The sequence below is a fragment of the Microbacterium sp. IEGM 1404 genome (genome assembly GCF_030056775.1).
Taxonomy (GTDB): domain Bacteria; phylum Actinomycetota; class Actinomycetes; order Actinomycetales; family Microbacteriaceae; genus Microbacterium.
This window is the reverse complement of sequence record NZ_JASHKP010000005.1, coordinates 46,075-63,399: the sequence shown is the minus strand read 5'-3', so window position 1 is coordinate 63,399 and position 17,325 is coordinate 46,075. Positions and strand designations below refer to the sequence as shown.

The following is a 17,325-nucleotide window of genomic DNA, read 5'->3' as shown; positions in this document are numbered from 1 at the left end:
TTCCGGGGCAGACGCGGATCCCCCTGTGGGGGTAGGCATCCACCCCGGGAGCGGGACGTGCCCGCCGACGCCCCGGGCGAGAGTGGGGGCATGACACCCGACACCCCACCTCCGCTCCTCTCGGTCGTCGACCTGCACAAGTCGTACGGCCGCGGATCCGCCCGCTTCGACGCCCTGCGCGGCGTCTCCCTCGACATCCGGCGCGGGGAGAGCGTCGCCATCGTCGGCAAGAGCGGGTCGGGCAAGTCGACCCTCATGCACCTGCTCGCCCTGATGGACGCCCCCACGACCGGCACCGTCGCCCTCGACGGAACGGATGCCGCCACCCTCCGCGGCCGTCGCCTCAACCGCACGCGCAACAAGACGTTCGGCTTCGTCTTCCAGCAGTTCTTCCTCACCCCGAACGCCTCGGTGCTGGAGAACGTGGTCCTGCCCCTGAAGATCGCCGGGATCGGACGCGCCGAGCGCAAGCGCCGCGGGCTCGCCGCCCTCACCGAGCTCGACATGCAGGACAAGGCCAAGAACAAGGCGACGGCACTCTCGGGCGGCCAGAAGCAGCGCGCGGTGATCGCCCGCGCGCTGGTCAACGACCCCCAGGTGATCTTCGCGGACGAGCCCACCGGCAACCTCGATTCCCAGACCGGCGCGGTGGTCGAGGACATCCTGTTCCGCCTGAACCGCGAACACGGCATCACGTTGATCGTCGTGACGCACGACGACGACCTGGCGGCCCGGTGCGACCGCCGCATCCAGATCCGCGACGGCGTGATCGTCGCCGAGGAGGGGCGCGCCGCATGAAGACCACCGACCTGATCTCGACCGCGTTCTCGAACACGTTCCGCTCGAAGACGCGCACGATCCTCACCGTCCTGGCGATCTTCGTCGGTGCGTTCACGCTCACGCTGACGAACGGTCTGGGCACCGGAATCAACGGCTTTATCGACAGCACGGTGTCGTCGATCGGCGCCTCGAACGTGCTGACGGTGTCGAAGACCTCCACGAGCGACGCGACGTCCACGGACCCGCAGAAGTACGATCCGGATGCCATCGCCTCGGCGCAGACGAGCCCCGGTCGCCCCGGGGCGTCGAGCTCCGTGTCGGCACTGACCGACGACGACATCACCGCGATCGGGCAGATCGACGGGGTGGAGAGCGTGACCCCGGTCCGCTCCGCGACCATCGACTACGTGCAGTACGACGGCGGCGACCGGTACGTCGCGTCGGCGGGCGGCATCATCGGCGGCCAGACGCCGCAGCTGTCGGTCGGCGTCGCTCCCGACAACACCGCCGATGCGCTCGAGGTGGCGCTCCCCTCCGCGCTGGTCGCGCCCCTGGGCTTCTCGGACGACGGCGACGCGGTGGGCAAGACCGTCACGATCGCCGTGACGGATCCGCTGCGGACGCAGCACCTCGTCGAGGCGACCGTCACGGGCGTCACCCAGGAGGCGTTCACCACGGCGACGGCCCTCACGACGAACACCGCCCTCCAGGACGCGCTGTTCACCGCGCAGAACACCGGCGTGCCGCAGGACGAGCTCGACCGCTACGCCACCGCCAGCGTGACCGTGTCGTCGTCCGCGACTGCGGCCGAGATCGACGCCGTCAAGTCGTCGCTGTCGGATGCCGGCTACACCGGCCGCACCGTCGCCGATCAGCTCGGCACGTTCCAGGCCGTCATCAACGGCATCGTGCTGGTGCTGAACGCGTTCGCGGTGATCGCGCTGCTGGCGGCGAGCTTCGGCATCGTCAACACCCTGCTGATGTCGGTGCAGGAGCGGACGCGGGAGATCGGCCTCATGAAGGCCATGGGGATGGGCAGCGGGCGCGTGTTCTCGCTGTTCAGCCTGGAGGCGGTCGTGCTCGGGCTCCTCGGCAGCGTGCTGGGCGCCGTCGTGGCCATCGCCGTGGGCGTGCCCGTGAGCGCCGCCCTCACGCGGACGTTGTTCAGCGACCTCCCGGGGCTGCAGCTGATCGCCTTCGACCCCGTGTCGATCGTCGTGACGTCCCTGGTGATCATGGGAATCGCGTTCCTCGCCGGGAGCCTCCCCGCCGCGCGCGCCGCGCGGGCCGACCCGGTGGAGTCGCTGCGGTACGAGTGACCGTCACGACGACAGGGCCCCGCGGTTCCGACCGCGGGGCCCTGTCGTGTCAGGCGCGCGAGTGCGCCGAGGCCCGAGCGACCTGATCGGGCGTCGGCGTCACACCGGTGTAGCGGGCGAACTGGCCCGCCGCTTGGAGGGCGATGACCTCGGCGCCCGTGATGACGTTCCGCCCGGCCTCGCGCGCCGCGCGGATCAGCGGGGTCTCGGCGGGGAAGGCGACCACGTCGAACACGGTGGCCGCCGCGGCGATGTGCTCCGGCGAGAACGCCAGGGAGTCGGCATCCGCCCCGTTCATGCCGAGCGGTGTGACGTTGACGATGATGTCGGCTCCGGGCGCCGGGTCGTCGGGCACCCAACGGAAGCCGTAGGCGGCCGCGAGCGCGGGGCCCGCGTCGGGATTACGGGCCACGACGGTGAGATCCCTGAACCCTGCGTCGTGGAAGGCCGCGACGACGGCCTTGGCCATCCCGCCCGATCCCCTCACGAGCACGGATGCCGCGGGGTCGAGCCGATGGCTCTCGATGAGGCTCGCGATCGCCTCGTAGTCGGTGTTGGAGGCCGTCAGCACTCCCCCGTCGTTCACGATCGTGTTGATCGACCCGATCGCGGCGGCGGAGTGCTCGATGTGGTCGACCAGCGGGATCACGGCCTCTTTGAACGGCATCGACACCGAGCAGCCGCGGATGCCGAGGGCGCGCACGCCGGCGATCGCTCCCGCGATGTCGGTGGTCGTGAACGCCTTGTAGACGAAATCGATCCCGAGCTCGGCGTACAGGAAGTTGTGGAATCGGGTTCCGATGTTCGACGGGCGACCCGCCAGGGAGATGCAGAGCGTGGTGTCCTTGCTCAGTTCGGGCATGGTGGCCTCCGGGGTGCGCGGGCGATCCTTCGATCGTACGAGGCGGCGGACGCGCGCCGTGCGGGCCTACCCGCGGGCGAACGCCCCCGGCGTCACTCCCCACACGCGGCGGAAGTGCCGCGTCAGGTGCGCCTGGTCGTGGAAGCCGGTCCGGACGGCGACCTCGGCCGGGCGGCCTCCGTCGACCAGCAGCCGCCGCGCCGCGTCCACCCGGCGTGCGACGAGGTAGCGATGGGGCGCCATGCCGTACGCGCGAGAGAACTCGCGCACGAGGTGGCTGGGGTGCGCGCCCAGGTGCGCGGCCGCCGAGGCGATCGTGAACGACTCGGTGAAGCGGTCGTCGAGCATCCCGCGCAGGCGCCGGGCGAGCGGCGCATCGCGGACGGCCGCGACCTCCGTGCCGGTGTGGGCGAGGATCGCATCGCGGACCACCAGCAGCGCGTGCTCGGCGGCCATCTCCTCCCCCGGGTACCGCAGGGCGGCGTGCACGCGCCGGGCGGCGGATTCCGCGGATCCTCTCCCCAGGGTGGGACGCCGGGACACGCGGTCGGCGGCGTCGTCGGGGAGCCAGTCGCGGCGCAGGTACAGCACCTGCTTGCGGTAGCCGGTGCCGGCGACGGCCGACCGCCCGTCGTGCGGGATGCCGGGCGGCAGCAGCGTCAGGGCGCCGGGCGCGGCCCGGTGCGCGACCCGATCGAGGTCGTAGGTCACGGCGCCGCGGTCGACGAGCATCACGGCCCAGTCGTCGTGGGTGTGGAGCGGGTAGGCGTGGTCGAAGCTCGCGTGATAGACCTCGCGCAGGAACGGCACGTCCGGATGCCACGCGCGCACCCGTTCGATCATGCAAGAAACGTACAAGACCGCGCGACGCCGGGAGCGGACGCTGGAGGAATGACCGACACGACCCCCTCCACCGCCCCGACGTTCGACACGAAGATCGTCGTGATCCTCGGCGACGACCTCGCCGCCTGGCAGGAGCTCAACGTCACCGCCTTCCTCGCCGCCGGCATCGCGACGAGCGCCCCGGGCGTCGTGGGCGAGCCGTACCGCGACGCCGACGGCACCGAGTACCTCCCGATGCTGCGGCAGCCCGTCATCGTGCTCACCGGCGACGCCGCACTGCTGGCGCGCGCCCGCGCGAAGGCCGCCGCCCGCGACGACGTCGCCCTGGCGATCTACGCCCGCGAGCTCTTCGCCACGATGCACGACGACGCCAACCGCGCGACCGTCGCCGCGATCGCCGCCGACGACCTCGACCTCGTCGGCCTGGCGCTGCGCGGTCCGAGGAACGTCATCGACCGCATCGCCAAGGGTGCGGTGTTCCACGCCTGACCCGGGCGCGTCCGACAGGATGGATGCCGTGCGCACGATGACCTTCACGACCCCCGAGTTGCTGCCGACCGTGGAGACGGCGAAGCACGAGATGTGGGAGTCGGGGGAAGAGGCGTTCACGATCGACGTGCCGCTGGATGCCGACGTGTCCGACGGCGCGGGAGGCGACGATCCGTTGCTGACCGTGCGGTGGCGGGACGCCGTCGTCCGCGTCATCGCCCACCGCGAGGTGGGCGTCATGACCGCCCGCGACTACGGCGCGGAGATGTTCGGGGTGGTCCGCGCGTTCGAACCCACGGGTAGGGACTTCGGCGGGGGATACGGTGATTTCGCCGGGGAGAGCGCTCCGGTCATGCGCGGCACGACCGGCGATCGCGCGCTCGTCGCGACGTGCGCGGCCCCGGGGGTGAACCGTCTCATCGTGATCGGCTCCTCGCCTACCGGAGATGAGGCATCGGCAGCCGAGGTGGAGACCGTGATCGCGTCCATCGCGCTCGTGTCGGCATAGTCGCACGGCGCGGCCGCGCACAGCGGCCGGCGACTGCGCGCCCCGGCGCAACCCCGTCGTACCCCGGCCGGCGACCTGACAGGCTGGGGGTGTGAAGTCGTTCCGATGCCGCGTGTGCGCTGCTCCCCTCCACTTCGAGAACTCGGTGTGCGTGTCCTGCGGGACGCCGCTCGGTTTCTCCCGCGGCGAAGCCGAGATCGTCCCGGTCGACCAGAGCGGTCGGTACGTCGACTCCGCCGGGCTCGTCTGGCACGTCTGCCGCAACCTCGATCTGTCGGGGTGCACGTGGCTGGCAGCGCTCGAGGGCGGACAGTGCTCGGCGTGCGACCTCACCCGGGTGCGCCCGAACGACGCCGATCTCGAGGGCCTCTCGCAGTACCCGGTGGCCGAGCGCGCCAAGCGCTGGCTGCTGTTCGAACTGGACCGGCTCGGGTTCGAGATCGTCGGGAAGGCCGACGACCCGGAACGGGGGCTGTGCTTCGACCTGCTGTCGAGCGTGGCCGAAGACGTCGTGATCGGACACGACGAGGGCGTCATCACGATCGATCTCGCCGAGAGCGACGACACCTACCGCGTGAAGATGCAGAAGCAGCTCGGCGAGCCCTACCGCACGATGCTCGGCCACTTCCGCCACGAGGTCGGGCACTACATCGAGTGGGTGCTCGTCGAGGGGACAGACCGCATCACCCGCGCCCGCGAGCTCTTCGGCGACGAGACCGCCGACTATCAGGCCGAGATCGACCGGCATTACTCGGAGGGGCCGCCGAAGGACTGGCCCGAGCGCTACATCTCCACGTACGCCACGATGCACCCCTACGAAGACTTCGCCGAGACGTGGGCGCACTACCTCCACATCACGGACACGCTCGAGACGGCGACGGCCTACGGACTGATCACGGTCGCCGGCGTCGACGCCTTCTCCCTCTTCCGCGACGTCGTCACCGGGGTGTGGATGCCACTGGCCACCTCCCTCAACACGATCAACCGTTCGATGGGGAAGGACGACCTCTACCCCTTCGTCATCCCGGAGCCGGTGCTGGACAAGCTGGAGTTCGTCGCGTCGCTCCGCCCGGCGCGCTGACGGCGGCGACGGAGCCGGATGAGACTCGGGAGTAGCGTGGAGGGGTGACCGAACCCCAGTGGCATCCCTCGGACGACGGCATCAACTTCCACACGCGCAAGTGGGTCAAGCCCGAAGACCTCAACGCCAACGGCACGCTGTTCGGCGGCAGCCTGCTGCGCTGGATCGATGAAGAGGCCGCGATCTACGCGATCATCCAGCTGGGCAACTACCGGGTGGTCACCAAGCTCATCTCGGAGATCAACTTCGAGGCATCCGCTCTGCAGGGCGATCTGATCGAGATGGGGCTCACCGCGACGCACTTCGGTCGCACGTCGCTGACGATGCGCGCGGTCGTGCGGAACATGATCACGCGCAAGAGGATCCTCACGATCGAGCGCCTCGTGTTCGTGAGCGTCGACGAAGACGGCAAGCCCAAGCCGCATGGCTACACCGCCATCACGTACGACCGCGATCGCATGCCGCACGAGCACCCCGCGACCGGGAGCATCCGGCTCGATTAGTCGCTCGCACCGCCCCTGGCCCGGCGCGGGGGTGATCTACTGAGCCCATGACCACGGAGCTCCTGGCCGGATGGAACGTCTCGCCGTTCACGCACGACGGCATCACCCACGACGTCTACCGCCGCGGGGACGGCCCCGGCGTCATCCTGATCCCCGAGATCCCCGGCGCCACGCCCGCGGTGATCGCGCTCGGCCAGCGATTGGTCGCGGCGGGATTCCACGTCGTCCTCCCGTCGATCATCGGGACGCCGGGGCGACCGGTGAGCGGTGGCTACCTCGCCGGTTCCGCTCTGCGCATGTGCGTCTCGCGGGAGTTCGCGGCGTTCGCCCGCCGCGCCGGCCGCCCGATCGCGGGATTCCTCCGCGCCCTGGCCCGTGACGTGCACGCCCAACACGGTGGCCCCGGCGTCGGCGTCATCGGGATGTGCTTCTCCGGCGGCTTCGCGCTGGCGACGGCGGCCGATGCCAGCGTGCTCGCGCCGGTCGTCTCCCAGCCCGCGGTGCCCCCGGCGATCGGGGCCGGACGCTCGGCGACCGGTCTGAGCCCCACCGAAGAGGCGGCGGTCCGCCGCCGCGCGGGCGACGGGCTCTGCGCTCTGGGTTTGCGGTTCACCGACGACCGGAGCGTTCCGGCGGAGCGTTTCGCGGCGTTCGAGCGGCTGCTCGGCGAGGGGTGGCGGGCGTTCGAGATCGACTCCTCCCCCGGAAATGCCGACGGCATCCCCGCGAACGCGCACTCCGTCCTCACGGACGCGTCGGCCACCGTGCAGGGGCACCCCACCCATCGCGCGAACGAGCTGGTCGTCGAGTTCCTCCGCGAGCGCCTCGCCGGCTGATCACTCTCCTGAGAGTGCTGTCGCCCTCGGAGCCTCGCGCGTAACATTCCGTCACAGAAGCACCCGACGGCGAGACCTCGCCATTCACGCGACGATACGGGAGACCCGGATGGACACCATGATGATGATGAAGTCGATGCCCATGGGCGAGATGACCATGGACATGGATGCCATGCAGGAATGCTTGCAGTCGATGAACGCCTGCGCGATGGCGGCGGCCATGTGCGCCGGCAGCGACATGATGCACGGCGCCGAGATGGCGAAGTGCTGCGCCATGTGCTCGAACATGGTCGAGATGGCCCAGGCGACGATGCACATGATGATGCGCCCCGCCGGCATGGACATGGACGTGATGAAGGCCATGATGATGGCCTGCATGACCATGGGCAAGGCGTGCGCCGACGAGTGCCGCATGCACGCCGACATGGACGAGATGTGCCGCTACTGCGCCATGGCGTGCGACGACTTGGTCATGAAGTGCGAGGCCATGATGGCCTCGATGGCCGCCTGACGCCCCTCGGCGGCGCGGCCCCCGCCCCGGGGTCGCGCCCCGACGACCTGAGTCGCGGCGACGCCCGAGCATTTCCTGACCGATGCTTCATTAATTCGGTCGGCCGACGTAAAATCAACGAACGCCGCACCCGAGCGGCACAGACGTGACCACGCAATGACGCGAGGAGTGCCGTGTCCGCCGACGCCGTTGAGCCCGACTCCCCTCTCTCCCCCGCATCCGGGCGCACCCTCGTCGAGTGTTCCCGCTCCAGCCTGGCACCCACCTCGCCGACGTCCGCGTTCGATCTGTGGACGGATGCCGTGAGCCGGAGCTTCGTGCCGCTGCGTGCCCACGCCGCCGGACCCGAGGAACGCGCACGCTTCGAGGGGCGACTCATCGCCCAGCCCCTCGGTCCCACGTTCACGAGCACCGTCTCGGGGCGCGCGGTGCGGGTGAGTCGGGGGCGGGGCGAGATCGCCCGCGACGACCCCGGGCACATCAAGCTCGGGCTGCAGCTCCACGGCCGCAGCACCATCAGTCAGGACGGCCGGGACGCGGTGCTCACGCCCGGCGACTTCGCACTGTACGACACCACTCGGCCGTACGCCCTCGACTTCGGATCCACGTTCCGCATGTTCGTGGTGATGTTCCCCGTCGAAGCCCTGCGATTCGATCGGGGGCACCTGGGCAGCGTCACCGCGTCGCGCTTCTCCGGTCGGGACGGCCTCGGCGGCATCGTCTCGACGTTCCTGCACTCGCTGAGCGAAGCGCTCGACCGGGACGCCCTCAGCAACCGCCTGCCTCTCGCCGACGCCGTCTTCGATCTGCTCACCGCCGCGCTCGGCGAACGCCTCGACCTCGCGCACGGCACGCCCGAGGACGTGCGCCGGCGCGCGATGTTCCTGCGCATCGAATCCTTCATCGCCGATCATCTGGGCGATCCCGATCTCACCGTCGCGAGCATCGCGACGGCGCACCACATCTCGGTGCGCGCGCTGCAGAAGCTCTTCGAGGAGCGCGACGCGACCGTCAGCGGGTGGATCCGCCGCGCGCGGCTGGACGCCATCCGCCGTGACCTGGGGAATCCCGCCCTCGCCCAGAAGCCGATCGCGAGCATCGGCGCCCGATGGGGATTCGCGGATGCCGCGGCCTTCGCCCGCTCCTTCCGCCAGGAGTTCGGCTCGACCCCCAGCGACTACCGTTCGCAGTCGACCCGGGCCTCCTGACCCGCGCGGGCGAACCGGTCTTCTCCGCGTCTCCCGGACGCGACGAGACCGCGTCCCCCGAACCCGCACACGTGCGGTCCGGGGGACGCGGTGTTCGAGGCCGGCTCAGGCCAGGACGGCCGCCTCGTGCTTCGGAGCGGGGACCCCGAGCAGCAGATCGGCGGCCTTCTCGCCGATCATGATCGACGGCGCGTTCGTGTTCGCACTCGGCACGAAGGGCATGACCGAGGCGTCCGCGACGCGCAGGCCCTGGATGCCGCGCACCCGCAGGTCCGGATCGACGACGGCCCCGGCATCCTGGCCCATCCGGCACGTGCCGACCTGGTGGTGATAGGTGCCCACCATCCGCCGGGCGTAGTCGCGCAGTTCATCCCGCGTCGTGACGTCGGCACCCGGCGCGAACTCCGCCTTGCGGAACGGAGCCAGGGCGTCCTGAGCCCCCACGGTGCGGGAGAGCTCGATCGCGTCGACCATCGCCTCGAGGTCGCGCTCGTCGGCGAAGATGTTCGGGTCCACGAGCGGGGCGACCGTGGCATCCGCGGATGCCAGCCGGATCGTGCCGCGCGAGTACGGCCGCACCGTTCCGGCGACGATCGTGTACCCCTGCTCGGGGGCGGCGCCGCCGTCGGTCGGGTACGGGAGGTGGATGAACAGGGGCTGCAGGTCGGGCGCGGGACCGTCCCACTCCGAGGAGCGCGCGTAGAACTGGCTCTCCAGGAGGTTCCACTGACCCGCGGGGACGGGGTCGGTCGATTCGTACAGCACGCTGACCAGCAGGTGGTCGTGCAGGTTCTCCCCCACGCCGGGGACGTCGGCGACGACGTCCACGCCGATCTCCTGGAGGTGCTCGCGCGGTCCGATGCCCGAGCGCAGGAGGATCGCGGGCGATCCGATCGCACCGGCCGAGACGATGATCTCGGATCGCGCGGAGGCGCGAGCGATCGCGCCGTCGACCGAGTACTCGACGCCGACGGCACGGCCGTCCTCGACGAGGACGCGGTGGACCAGTGCTCCCGCGGTGACCGCCAGGAGATCGCTGTCCGCGATCGGGGCGACGTAGGCCTGCCACGCGCTGTGGCGCTGACCGTCCTTGGTCGTGGTGTGGTTGAAGCCCGCACCGTCCAGGCGATCGCGGTTGAAGTCATCGGTGCGGTCGAGGCCCGCCTGGACCGCGGCCTCCACGAACGCGGCCGCCACGGGGTTGCGCTTGTCCTCGGGGATCCGCTCGACGTGGAGAGGTCCGCCGCTGCCGTGGTACTCGTCGGCCCCGTCCGCGTGGTCCTCGGACCGGAGGAAGTAGGGCAGGACATCGCTCCAGGACCACCCGTCGGCGCCGGCCGCGGCCCAGCCGTCGTAGTCGCTGCGATCTCCCCGCATGTAGATCATGCCGTTGAGCGAGCTGGATCCGCCGAGGGTCCTCCCCCGGGGCCAGTACACCACGCGCCCGCCGAGGTGCTCCTGCGGCGTCGTCATCACCGCCCAGTCGTTCTCGGACATGAGCAGGGCCGGCCACCCCTGCGGGGAGTGGATGTGGGGGCTGCTGTCGACGCCGCCCGCTTCGATGACGTGGACGCTGTGGCCCGCGTCGACGAGCCGGCGCACGATCGCACTTCCCGCCGAGCCGGCTCCGACGACGACGTAGTCGGCGGTGTCGGTGAGATCTGCCATTGTCGTTCCTCCTTGAACAGAGGGCGCTGTCGCCCTGTGCCTAGAAGAATGCGCGCGGCCGGTCCGCCCGGGTACGCCTCGCGCGCACGATGGTGTGCCCGACGCGCATCGGACCCGGCTGCGCGGCGATCAGTGCGGATCGAGCAGGAAGTTGGTGATGCGGGCGGTCGCGAGGTGAGCGCCGTCCTCGTGCTCGATGACGATCTGGTGACTCGTGGAGCGCGCGCCGAGATGCAGCGGCGTCGCGGTGGCGCGGATGGTCCCCGCCCGTGCGCCGCGGTGGTGCGTGATGTTCAGGTCCACCCCCACGCAGACCTTGCCGTGGGTCGAGGCGTAGACCAGCGCCGCCCAGGATCCGACCGCTTCGGCGAGCGCGGCACTCCCCCCGCCGTGCAGACGGCCGAGGGATTGGGTGTTGCCCGCGACGGGCATCGTGGCCACGACCGCCGCGACCGACTGCTCCACGACGGTGATCCCGAGCTTCTCGTCGAGGGCGCCGAGAGCGATCCGCCACGGCTCCTGCGGGCTGGCTTTCGCTTCGGCATCCACGGCGCTCACGATTCCCCTCGCGGCGCCCGGTCGAGCCCGTCCAGCGCGATACGCAGGACGTCGTCGGCGAGGCGGTCCGGCGTGACCGGTCCACCGGGTCGGTACCACTCGGTGAGGGAGTTGACCATCCCGAAGATGAGGCGCGTGGCGACGGAGGCCTCGATGTCGTCGGCGAGAGCGCCCTCCGCCTGGGCGTCGCGGACGATCGCGGTGACACGGTGGTCGAACGAGCGGCGTCGCTCGAGCGCCGCGCGCTCGATGTCGCTGTTCCCCCGGACACGCAGCAGGAGGGTGACCTGGGGAAGCTTCGCGGCGAGGACCGCGACCGCGCCGGCGACGATGTGCCGCAACCGGTCGATGGCGACGTCGTGGGCGGCGAGGGCTTCGTCGAGGGCCCCCTCCAGGGCGGAGAGCGCATCGTCGAGGGCGACGCGCAGGATCGCTTCCTTCGACTCGACGTGGTGATAGAGCGCGGACTTCGTCAGTCCGAGCTTCGTGGCGAGGTCCGCGACGCTCGTCGCGTCGTAGCCCTGGTCGTTGAACAGCTGAACGGCGATCGTGATCACCTGCTCGCGGTCGTACCCGGGACGGCCGCGGCGTACCGCGGCCTGCGTCGCATCCACCGTCATGCCTCCAGTCTGGCCCCTCGCCGGGCGGGGCCCGACGGTCGCGGCATCCCGACTGTGCCGGGGACGCCCGATCGTGTGCCCCGCACGCACCCCGTCACGTCGACCGAGCGGCCGTCCTTGCCGAGGAGCGGGACTCTTGACACTATTACTGAACGCTCGTTCTGCAAAGCGTCGAGGGCGACGGAGAGGATGACGATGTCCGAGGCTTACCTGATCGGCGGCGCACGCACACCGGTCGGCCGCTACGGCGGCGCGCTGTCGGGGGTCCGCCCCGACGATCTCGCCGCCCTCGTCGTGCGCGCGGCGGTCGATCGCGCCGGGGTCCCGGCGGCCGCGATCGACGAGGTGATCCTCGGCGCGGCGAACCAGGCGGGTGAGGACAACCGCAACGTCGCGCGCATGGCGGTGCTGCTGGCGGGTCTGCCCGACGAGATCCCCGGAATCACCGTCAACCGACTGTGCGCCTCGGGCATGTCCGCGATCACCCTCGCCGCGAACGCCGTCCGCGCCGGCGACGCCGACATCGTGGTCGCCGGCGGTGTCGAATCCATGACCCGCGCGCCCTGGGTGCAGGCCAAGCCCGCCCGCGCGTGGGCCAAGCCGGGCGAGGCGTACGACACGTCCATCGGCTGGCGCTTCACCAACCCGCGGCTCACGGCCCGCGACAAGGCCGCGTACTCCATGCCGGAGACCGCCGAAGAGGTGGCGCGCCTCGACGGCGTGACCCGCGCGGACGCCGATGCGTTCGCCCTGCGCAGCCACGCCCGCGCCGTCGCCGCGATCGACGCGGGCCGCTTCGCCGCCGAGATCGTGCCCGTGCCGACCGCGGGCGGAACCGTCGACACCGACGAGGGCCCGCGCCGCGACACGTCCGCCGAGGTCCTCGCGAAGCTCCGCCCCGTCGTCGCGGGCGGGGACGTCGTGACGGCGGGCAACTCCAGTTCGCTCAACGACGGAGCGTCCGCCCTCGTCGTGGCCAGCGCCGCGGCCGTGCAGCGCTACGGGCTCATCCCCCGGGCCCGGGTCGTCTCCCACGCCGCCGCCGCGCTGGCACCCGAGATCATGGGGCTCGGCCCCGTCCCCTCCACCGAGAAGGCGCTCGCCAAGGCGGGGCTCGGCGTGGGCGATCTCGGCGCGGTCGAGCTGAACGAGGCCTTCGCGAGCCAGTCGCTCGCCTCCATCCGGAGGCTCGGTCTCGACGCCGACATCGTCAATGCCGACGGGGGCGCGATCGCCCTCGGCCACCCCCTCGGATCGAGCGGTTCGCGACTCGTCGTCACCCTCATGGGCCGCCTCGAACGCGAAGACGCCCGCTACGGGCTCGCGACCATGTGCGTCGGCGTGGGGCAGGGGCAGGCGATCATCATCGAGCGCGTGACGGAGGTCCGGGATGCCTGACCCCTCCGTGCGACTCGAGGAGGGCGCCGATCGGGTCGTCGCGACCCTCGACCGACCCGCCACCCGCAACGCGATCGACCAGCGGATGGTGGACGAGCTGCACGACCTGTGCGCGCACCTCGAGACCACCCCGAAGACGCTCATCCTCACCGGGGCGGACGGCGTGTTCGCCTCCGGCGCCGACATCGCGCAGCTCCGCGAGCGCACCGCCGCCGACGCGCGGCGCGGCATCAACTCCACCGTCTTCCGGCGGATCCGCGCCCTGCCGATGCCGGTCATCGCCGCCGTGGACGGGTACGCGCTCGGGGGTGGCGCCGAGCTCGCCTACGCGGCCGACATCCGGATCGCGACGCCCCGCGCCCGGTTCGGCAACCCCGAGACGAGCCTCGGGATCATCGCGGCCGCCGGTGCCACCTGGCGCCTGCCCGAGATCGTCGGTCACGCCCGCGCGAGCGACCTCCTCCTCACCGGACGCACCGTCGACGCGGACACCGCCCTCGACTGGGGGCTCGTGTCGGCCCTGCACGAGCCCGCCGCGCTGCTGACCGCCGCGCACGAGCTCGCCGACCGGATCGCACGCAACAGCCCCCGCGCGACGGAACTCACCAAACGCGCCCTGCTGGCGCCGCCGGAAGCTCATCCGGCGATCGAGCTCGAGCTGCAGGCCGAACTCTTCGACAGCGACGACAAGCGCGCCCGCATGACCGCGTTCCTGGAGCGGCGCGCACGGAAGGACCAGCGATGAGCGACCAGACCACCACGGACACGCCCGCCGTCGTCCCCGCCCGCGTCGGCGTTCTCGGGGGCGGACGGATGGGAGCGGGAATCGCGCACGCCTTCCTCCTCGCCGGCAGCCGCGTCGACGTCGTCGAGCGCGACCGCGCGTCCGCCGAGGCCGCGGCCGACCGCATCCGCCAGAGCGTCGTCCGCTCCGTCGAGCGCCGCGCCACGTCGAGATCCGCGGCCGAGGTGGATGCCGCTCTCTCCGTCGGCACGGACCTCGACGTCTTCGCCGCGGCCGAGCTCGTCATCGAGGCCGTGCCCGAGGACCGCGCCCTCAAGGAGGATGCGCTCGCCCGGATCGAGCGCACCCTGCCCGCGGCATCCGCTCTGGCCAGCAACACCTCGTCGATCTCGATCGACGCGCTGGGAGCCGCACTCCGCCGCCCCGACCGGCTGCTCGGGCTGCACTTCTTCAACCCCGTGCCCACCTCGGCGCTCGTCGAGGTGGTCCTGGGCAGCGCCACCGCCCCCGCCCTCGCCGACGCGGCGCGCGGGTGGGTCGCGGCGATCGGCAAGACCGCCGTCACGGTGCGCGACTCTCCCGGTTTCGCCTCCAGCCGCCTGGGCGTGATGCTCGGCCTCGAGGCGATCCGCATGCTCGAGGAGGGCGTCGCCTCGGCCGCCGACATCGACACCGCGATGGAGCTCGGGTACCGGCATCCGATGGGCCCGCTGCGCACGACCGACATCGTCGGCCTCGACGTGCGCCTGGGCATCGCCGAAGAACTCGAGGCGGCGTTCGGCGAACGCTTCGCCCCTCCCGCACTGCTGCGACGTCTCGTCGCCGAAGGGCACCTGGGCCGCAAGAGCGGCTCGGGCTTCTACGAATGGAGTGAGTGATGACCCGGCTGTTGGAGAGCTACGTGCAGGATGCCTGGTGGTCGCCGGCCGACACCGACGACATCGACGCGACGAGCGTGCGCGACGCGTCGACGGGTGAGGAGGTCGGCCGGGTGAGCACCGCCGGCCTCGACCTGCCCGCGGTCCTGACCCACGCGCGCACGGTCGGCCAGGACAGCCTCGGCGCCCTGACCTTCCACCAGCGCGCGCTGCTGCTGAAGCAGTTCGCGATCGCGCTCAGCGAGCGCAAGGCGGAGCTCTACGCGCTCTCGGCGCACACGGGAGCGACCGCGCGCGACAACCTCAGCGACGTCGACGGCGGCATCGGTGTGCTGTTCACGTACTCGTCGAAGGGCCGGCGCGAGCTGCCCAACTCCCGGATCATCGTCGACGGGCCGCCCGAGCCGCTGTCGAAGGACGGCTCGTTCCTGGGACGGCACGTGTACACGCGCCTGTCCGGGGTCGCGGTGCAGATCAACGCGTTCAACTTCCCCGTCTGGGGAGCACTGGAGAAGTTCGCCCCCGCGTTCCTGGCCGGCGTTCCCACGATCGTGAAGCCGGCGACCCCGACCGGCTACGTGGCCGAGGCGTGGGTGCGGATCCTCGTCGAGTCGGGGCTGCTGCCCGCCGGCTCTCTGCAGCTGGTCAGCGGCAGCGTGCCGGGGCTCCTCGAAGCGCTCGACCTCGGTGACAGCGTCGGCTTCACCGGCAGTGCGGCGACGGCGGAGCGTCTGCGTTCGCGCGTGCGGCACGGGGTGCGGTTCACCAGCGAGACCGACTCGATCAACGCGTCGGTCCTCGGCCCCGACGCGACCCCCGGAACCCCCGAGTTCGATGCGTACGTGCGGCAGCTGTTCGCCGAGCTGGTGACCAAGGCCGGGCAGAAGTGCACCGCGATCCGCCGGGCGATCGTGCCGGAAGAGGTCCGTCCCGCGATCGTGGAGGCGCTGACGCAGACGATCTCCACGCGCGTGGTGATCGGCGATCCCCGAGCCGAGGGGGTGACGATGGGTCCCCTCGTCTCGACGGAGCAGCGCGACGAGGTGCGCCGGAGCGTCCGCGCCCTGGTGGATGCCGGCGGCCACCTCGTCGTCGGATCGCTCGAGGACCCGCCGGTGCGCCGTGCCGACGGGACCACCGGCCCCGCGGACGGGGGCGCGTTCCTGGAGCCGCTCGTGGTGTCCTTCGACGCCGCCGACGCCGAGGCGGGGAGCGCCGTGCACGAGATCGAGGCGTTCGGGCCGGTGACGAGCCTGCTCGGCTACCGGAGCATCGACGAGGCCGTCGCCCTCGTCCGCCGCGGTGGCGGATCGCTCGTCACGAGCGTCGCGACCCACGACCCGGAGGTCGCCGTCGCGCTCGTCTCGGGCATCGGCGCCTACAACGGGCGCGTGCTCGTGCTCGATCGCGATGACGCGCGCACCTCGACCGGGCACGGCTCCCCCGTGCCGCACCTCGTCCACGGCGGCCCCGGCCGCGCGGGCGGCGGCGAGGAACTGGGCGGCATCCGCGCCGTCCTCCACTACATGCAGCGCACCGCGATCCAGGGGACGCCGCGCATGCTGACCGCCCTCACGGGGGTGTGGCACACCGGAGCTGCGGCCGACGCGACCGGAACGCACCCGTTCCGCAAGCCGCTGACAGACCTCCGCATCGGCGACCGCGTCGACTCGACCGAGCGCGAGGTGACGCTCGCGGACATCGAGACGTTCGCGCGCTTCACGGGTGACACCTTCTACGCCCACATGGACGAGGACGCGGCCGCCGCGAACCCGTTCTTCCCGGGGCGGGTCGCCCACGGGTACCTGCTCGTGTCGTGGGCGGCGGGCCTGTTCGTCGACCCCGACCCGGGCCCCGTCCTGGCCAACTCGGGCCTGGAGAACCTCCGCTTCGTCACCCCCGTCGTGCCCGGCGACCGCATCCGCGTGACGCTCACCGCGAAGCAGATCACGCCGCGCGAGACCGACGAGTACGGCGAGGTCCGGTGGGATGCCGTCATCCGCAACGATCGCGACGAGCTCGTGGCCGAGTACGACGTCCTGACCCTCGTGGCGAAGGAGTGGCCGACCGCGGCGGAGGCCGTGGCGTGAGCGGTGCCGCCGACATGATGGCTCGGGATGCGGCATCCGCCCTGCTCGGGATGGTCGTCGAGCGCGCCGAGCCGGGGGACGCGCTCGTGACGATGACCGTCCGCCCCGACATGCTGAACGGGTTCGCGATCACCCACGGCGGGTTCGTCTTCGCCCTCGCCGACACCGCCTTCGCGATCGCGTGCAACGAGGACGATCGGGTGACGGTCGCCGCCGGGGCCGACATCGCGTTCCTCCGCTCCACCACGGCAGGCCAGACCCTGACCGCGCACGCCGTCCGGCGCGCGCGGTCGGGGCGCACCGGCCTCTACGACGTGCGCGTCTCGGACGAATCCGGCGCGATCGTCGCGGAGGTGCGCGGGCGGTCGGTCACGACGAACCGCACGCCTCCGGACTGAGCGGGTCCCGCCCTCGCGACGGTGTGGCGT

The 17,325-nt window shown here is 71.5% G+C and carries 19 protein-coding genes; 14 read left to right on the top strand and 5 right to left on the bottom strand.

Annotated elements, in window-relative coordinates; all coding sequences use genetic code 11:
* The first annotated feature begins 90 nt into the window (after positions 1-90).
* Positions 91-798, top strand: coding sequence for an ABC transporter ATP-binding protein (locus tag QM517_RS16965; protein ID WP_077052565.1), 708 nt, complete (start codon positions 91-93; stop codon positions 796-798).
* On the top strand, positions 795-2,099 hold the full coding sequence (locus QM517_RS16960; RefSeq protein ID WP_077052566.1) for an ABC transporter permease: 1,305 nt from the start codon (positions 795-797) through the stop codon (positions 2,097-2,099). Before QM517_RS16965 ends, QM517_RS16960 begins: the two co-directional genes overlap by 4 nt.
* Before the next feature lie 49 nt (positions 2,100-2,148).
* Here the strand turns inward: QM517_RS16960 and QM517_RS16955 are convergent, their stop codons facing one another.
* Positions 2,149-2,961, bottom strand: a complete 813-nt coding sequence (locus tag QM517_RS16955) for a shikimate 5-dehydrogenase (protein WP_283289172.1) — start codon at positions 2,959-2,961, stop codon at positions 2,149-2,151.
* 66 nt (positions 2,962-3,027) lie between these two features.
* Complete coding sequence (locus tag QM517_RS16950) at positions 3,028-3,804, bottom strand: helix-turn-helix transcriptional regulator (RefSeq protein ID WP_283289170.1); 777 nt, start codon at positions 3,802-3,804, stop codon at positions 3,028-3,030.
* A gap of 48 nt (positions 3,805-3,852) precedes the next feature.
* On the opposite strand from QM517_RS16950, the gene QM517_RS16945 reads away from it, so the two are divergent.
* The 7 genes from QM517_RS16945 (at position 3,853) to QM517_RS16915 (ending at position 8,940) form a co-directional block, all read left to right on the top strand.
* Complete coding sequence (locus QM517_RS16945; protein WP_077052569.1) at positions 3,853-4,293, top strand: DUF2000 domain-containing protein; 441 nt, start codon at positions 3,853-3,855, stop codon at positions 4,291-4,293.
* 28 nt (positions 4,294-4,321) lie between these two features.
* Positions 4,322-4,801 (top strand): hypothetical protein, encoded by a 480-nt coding sequence (locus tag QM517_RS16940; RefSeq protein ID WP_283289167.1) that lies wholly within the window; start codon positions 4,322-4,324, stop codon positions 4,799-4,801.
* 91 nt (positions 4,802-4,892) lie between these two features.
* The gene (locus tag QM517_RS16935) at positions 4,893-5,882 is read left to right on the top strand and encodes a zinc-binding metallopeptidase family protein (RefSeq protein WP_283289165.1); all 990 of its coding nucleotides are present in this window, start codon (positions 4,893-4,895) and stop codon (positions 5,880-5,882) included.
* Between the two features lie 44 nt (positions 5,883-5,926).
* Positions 5,927-6,385, top strand: coding sequence for an acyl-CoA thioesterase (locus QM517_RS16930; RefSeq protein ID WP_077052572.1), 459 nt, complete (start codon positions 5,927-5,929; stop codon positions 6,383-6,385).
* 47 nt (positions 6,386-6,432) lie between these two features.
* Entirely contained in the window at positions 6,433-7,221 is a 789-nt protein-coding gene (locus QM517_RS16925) for a dienelactone hydrolase family protein (protein WP_077052573.1), read from the top strand.
* A 163-nt stretch (positions 7,222-7,384) separates the two neighbouring features.
* Positions 7,385-7,732 carry a hypothetical protein gene (locus QM517_RS16920; RefSeq protein WP_283289162.1) on the top strand — a complete coding sequence of 116 codons (348 nt, stop codon included), beginning with the start codon at positions 7,385-7,387 and terminating at the stop codon, positions 7,730-7,732.
* Positions 7,733-7,905: 173 nt separating this feature from the next.
* Positions 7,906-8,940 carry a helix-turn-helix domain-containing protein gene (locus QM517_RS16915; RefSeq protein ID WP_083735205.1) on the top strand — a complete coding sequence of 345 codons (1,035 nt, stop codon included), beginning with the start codon at positions 7,906-7,908 and terminating at the stop codon, positions 8,938-8,940.
* A gap of 105 nt (positions 8,941-9,045) precedes the next feature.
* Here the strand turns inward: QM517_RS16915 and QM517_RS16910 are convergent, their stop codons facing one another.
* The 3 genes from QM517_RS16910 to QM517_RS16900 form a co-directional block, all read right to left on the bottom strand.
* Positions 9,046-10,608 carry a GMC family oxidoreductase gene (locus QM517_RS16910; protein WP_077052575.1) on the bottom strand — a complete coding sequence of 521 codons (1,563 nt, stop codon included), beginning with the start codon at positions 10,606-10,608 and terminating at the stop codon, positions 9,046-9,048.
* Between the two features lie 129 nt (positions 10,609-10,737).
* Positions 10,738-11,166 (bottom strand): PaaI family thioesterase, encoded by a 429-nt coding sequence (locus QM517_RS16905; protein WP_283289159.1) that lies wholly within the window; start codon positions 11,164-11,166, stop codon positions 10,738-10,740.
* Positions 11,163-11,786 (bottom strand): TetR/AcrR family transcriptional regulator, encoded by a 624-nt coding sequence (locus QM517_RS16900; RefSeq protein WP_077052577.1) that lies wholly within the window; start codon positions 11,784-11,786, stop codon positions 11,163-11,165. Before QM517_RS16900 ends, QM517_RS16905 begins: the two co-directional genes overlap by 4 nt.
* A gap of 195 nt (positions 11,787-11,981) precedes the next feature.
* Here QM517_RS16900 and QM517_RS16895 point away from each other — a divergent pair, with 195 nt between their 5' ends.
* Genes QM517_RS16895 through paaI form a run of 5 tightly spaced genes read left to right on the top strand, consistent with a single transcriptional unit; the run spans position 11,982 to position 17,295 of the window.
* A complete protein-coding gene (locus QM517_RS16895; RefSeq protein WP_077052749.1) occupies positions 11,982-13,184 on the top strand; it encodes a thiolase family protein in 1,203 nt (400 codons plus the stop codon).
* Complete coding sequence (locus tag QM517_RS16890) at positions 13,177-13,929, top strand: enoyl-CoA hydratase/isomerase family protein (RefSeq protein WP_077052578.1); 753 nt, start codon at positions 13,177-13,179, stop codon at positions 13,927-13,929. The genes QM517_RS16895 and QM517_RS16890 overlap by 8 nt, the downstream gene beginning before the upstream one ends.
* On the top strand, positions 13,926-14,807 hold the full coding sequence (locus tag QM517_RS16885) for a 3-hydroxyacyl-CoA dehydrogenase family protein (RefSeq protein WP_077052579.1): 882 nt from the start codon (positions 13,926-13,928) through the stop codon (positions 14,805-14,807). Before QM517_RS16890 ends, QM517_RS16885 begins: the two co-directional genes overlap by 4 nt.
* Complete coding sequence (gene paaZ, locus QM517_RS16880) at positions 14,807-16,897, top strand: phenylacetic acid degradation bifunctional protein PaaZ (RefSeq protein WP_283289155.1); 2,091 nt, start codon at positions 14,807-14,809, stop codon at positions 16,895-16,897. The genes QM517_RS16885 and paaZ overlap by 1 nt, the downstream gene beginning before the upstream one ends.
* Positions 16,894-17,295 (top strand): hydroxyphenylacetyl-CoA thioesterase PaaI, encoded by a 402-nt coding sequence (paaI, locus tag QM517_RS16875; protein WP_308208921.1) that lies wholly within the window; start codon positions 16,894-16,896, stop codon positions 17,293-17,295. The genes paaZ and paaI overlap by 4 nt, the downstream gene beginning before the upstream one ends.
* Positions 17,296-17,325: the final 30 nt, after the last annotated feature.

Bases quoted from the DNA above. Each gene is read 5' to 3' on its own strand.
- QM517_RS16960 (WP_077052566.1), top strand. From the start codon at position 795: ATGAAGACCACCGACCTGATCTCGACCGCGTTCTCGAACACGTTCCGC.
- paaZ (WP_283289155.1), top strand. From the start codon at position 14,807: ATGACCCGGCTGTTGGAGAGCTACGTGCAGGATGCCTGGTGGTCGCCG.
- QM517_RS16965 (WP_077052565.1), top strand. From the start codon at position 91: ATGACACCCGACACCCCACCTCCGCTCCTCTCGGTCGTCGACCTGCAC.
- QM517_RS16910 (WP_077052575.1), bottom strand. From the start codon at position 10,608: ATGGCAGATCTCACCGACACCGCCGACTACGTCGTCGTCGGAGCCGGC.
- QM517_RS16950 (WP_283289170.1), bottom strand. From the start codon at position 3,804: ATGATCGAACGGGTGCGCGCGTGGCATCCGGACGTGCCGTTCCTGCGC.
- QM517_RS16925 (WP_077052573.1), top strand. From the start codon at position 6,433: ATGACCACGGAGCTCCTGGCCGGATGGAACGTCTCGCCGTTCACGCAC.
- QM517_RS16955 (WP_283289172.1), bottom strand. From the start codon at position 2,961: ATGCCCGAACTGAGCAAGGACACCACGCTCTGCATCTCCCTGGCGGGT.
- QM517_RS16900 (WP_077052577.1), bottom strand. From the start codon at position 11,786: ATGACGGTGGATGCGACGCAGGCCGCGGTACGCCGCGGCCGTCCCGGG.
- QM517_RS16885 (WP_077052579.1), top strand. From the start codon at position 13,926: ATGAGCGACCAGACCACCACGGACACGCCCGCCGTCGTCCCCGCCCGC.
- QM517_RS16920 (WP_283289162.1), top strand. From the start codon at position 7,385: ATGGATGCCATGCAGGAATGCTTGCAGTCGATGAACGCCTGCGCGATG.
- QM517_RS16890 (WP_077052578.1), top strand. From the start codon at position 13,177: ATGCCTGACCCCTCCGTGCGACTCGAGGAGGGCGCCGATCGGGTCGTC.
- QM517_RS16945 (WP_077052569.1), top strand. From the start codon at position 3,853: ATGACCGACACGACCCCCTCCACCGCCCCGACGTTCGACACGAAGATC.
- QM517_RS16895 (WP_077052749.1), top strand. From the start codon at position 11,982: ATGTCCGAGGCTTACCTGATCGGCGGCGCACGCACACCGGTCGGCCGC.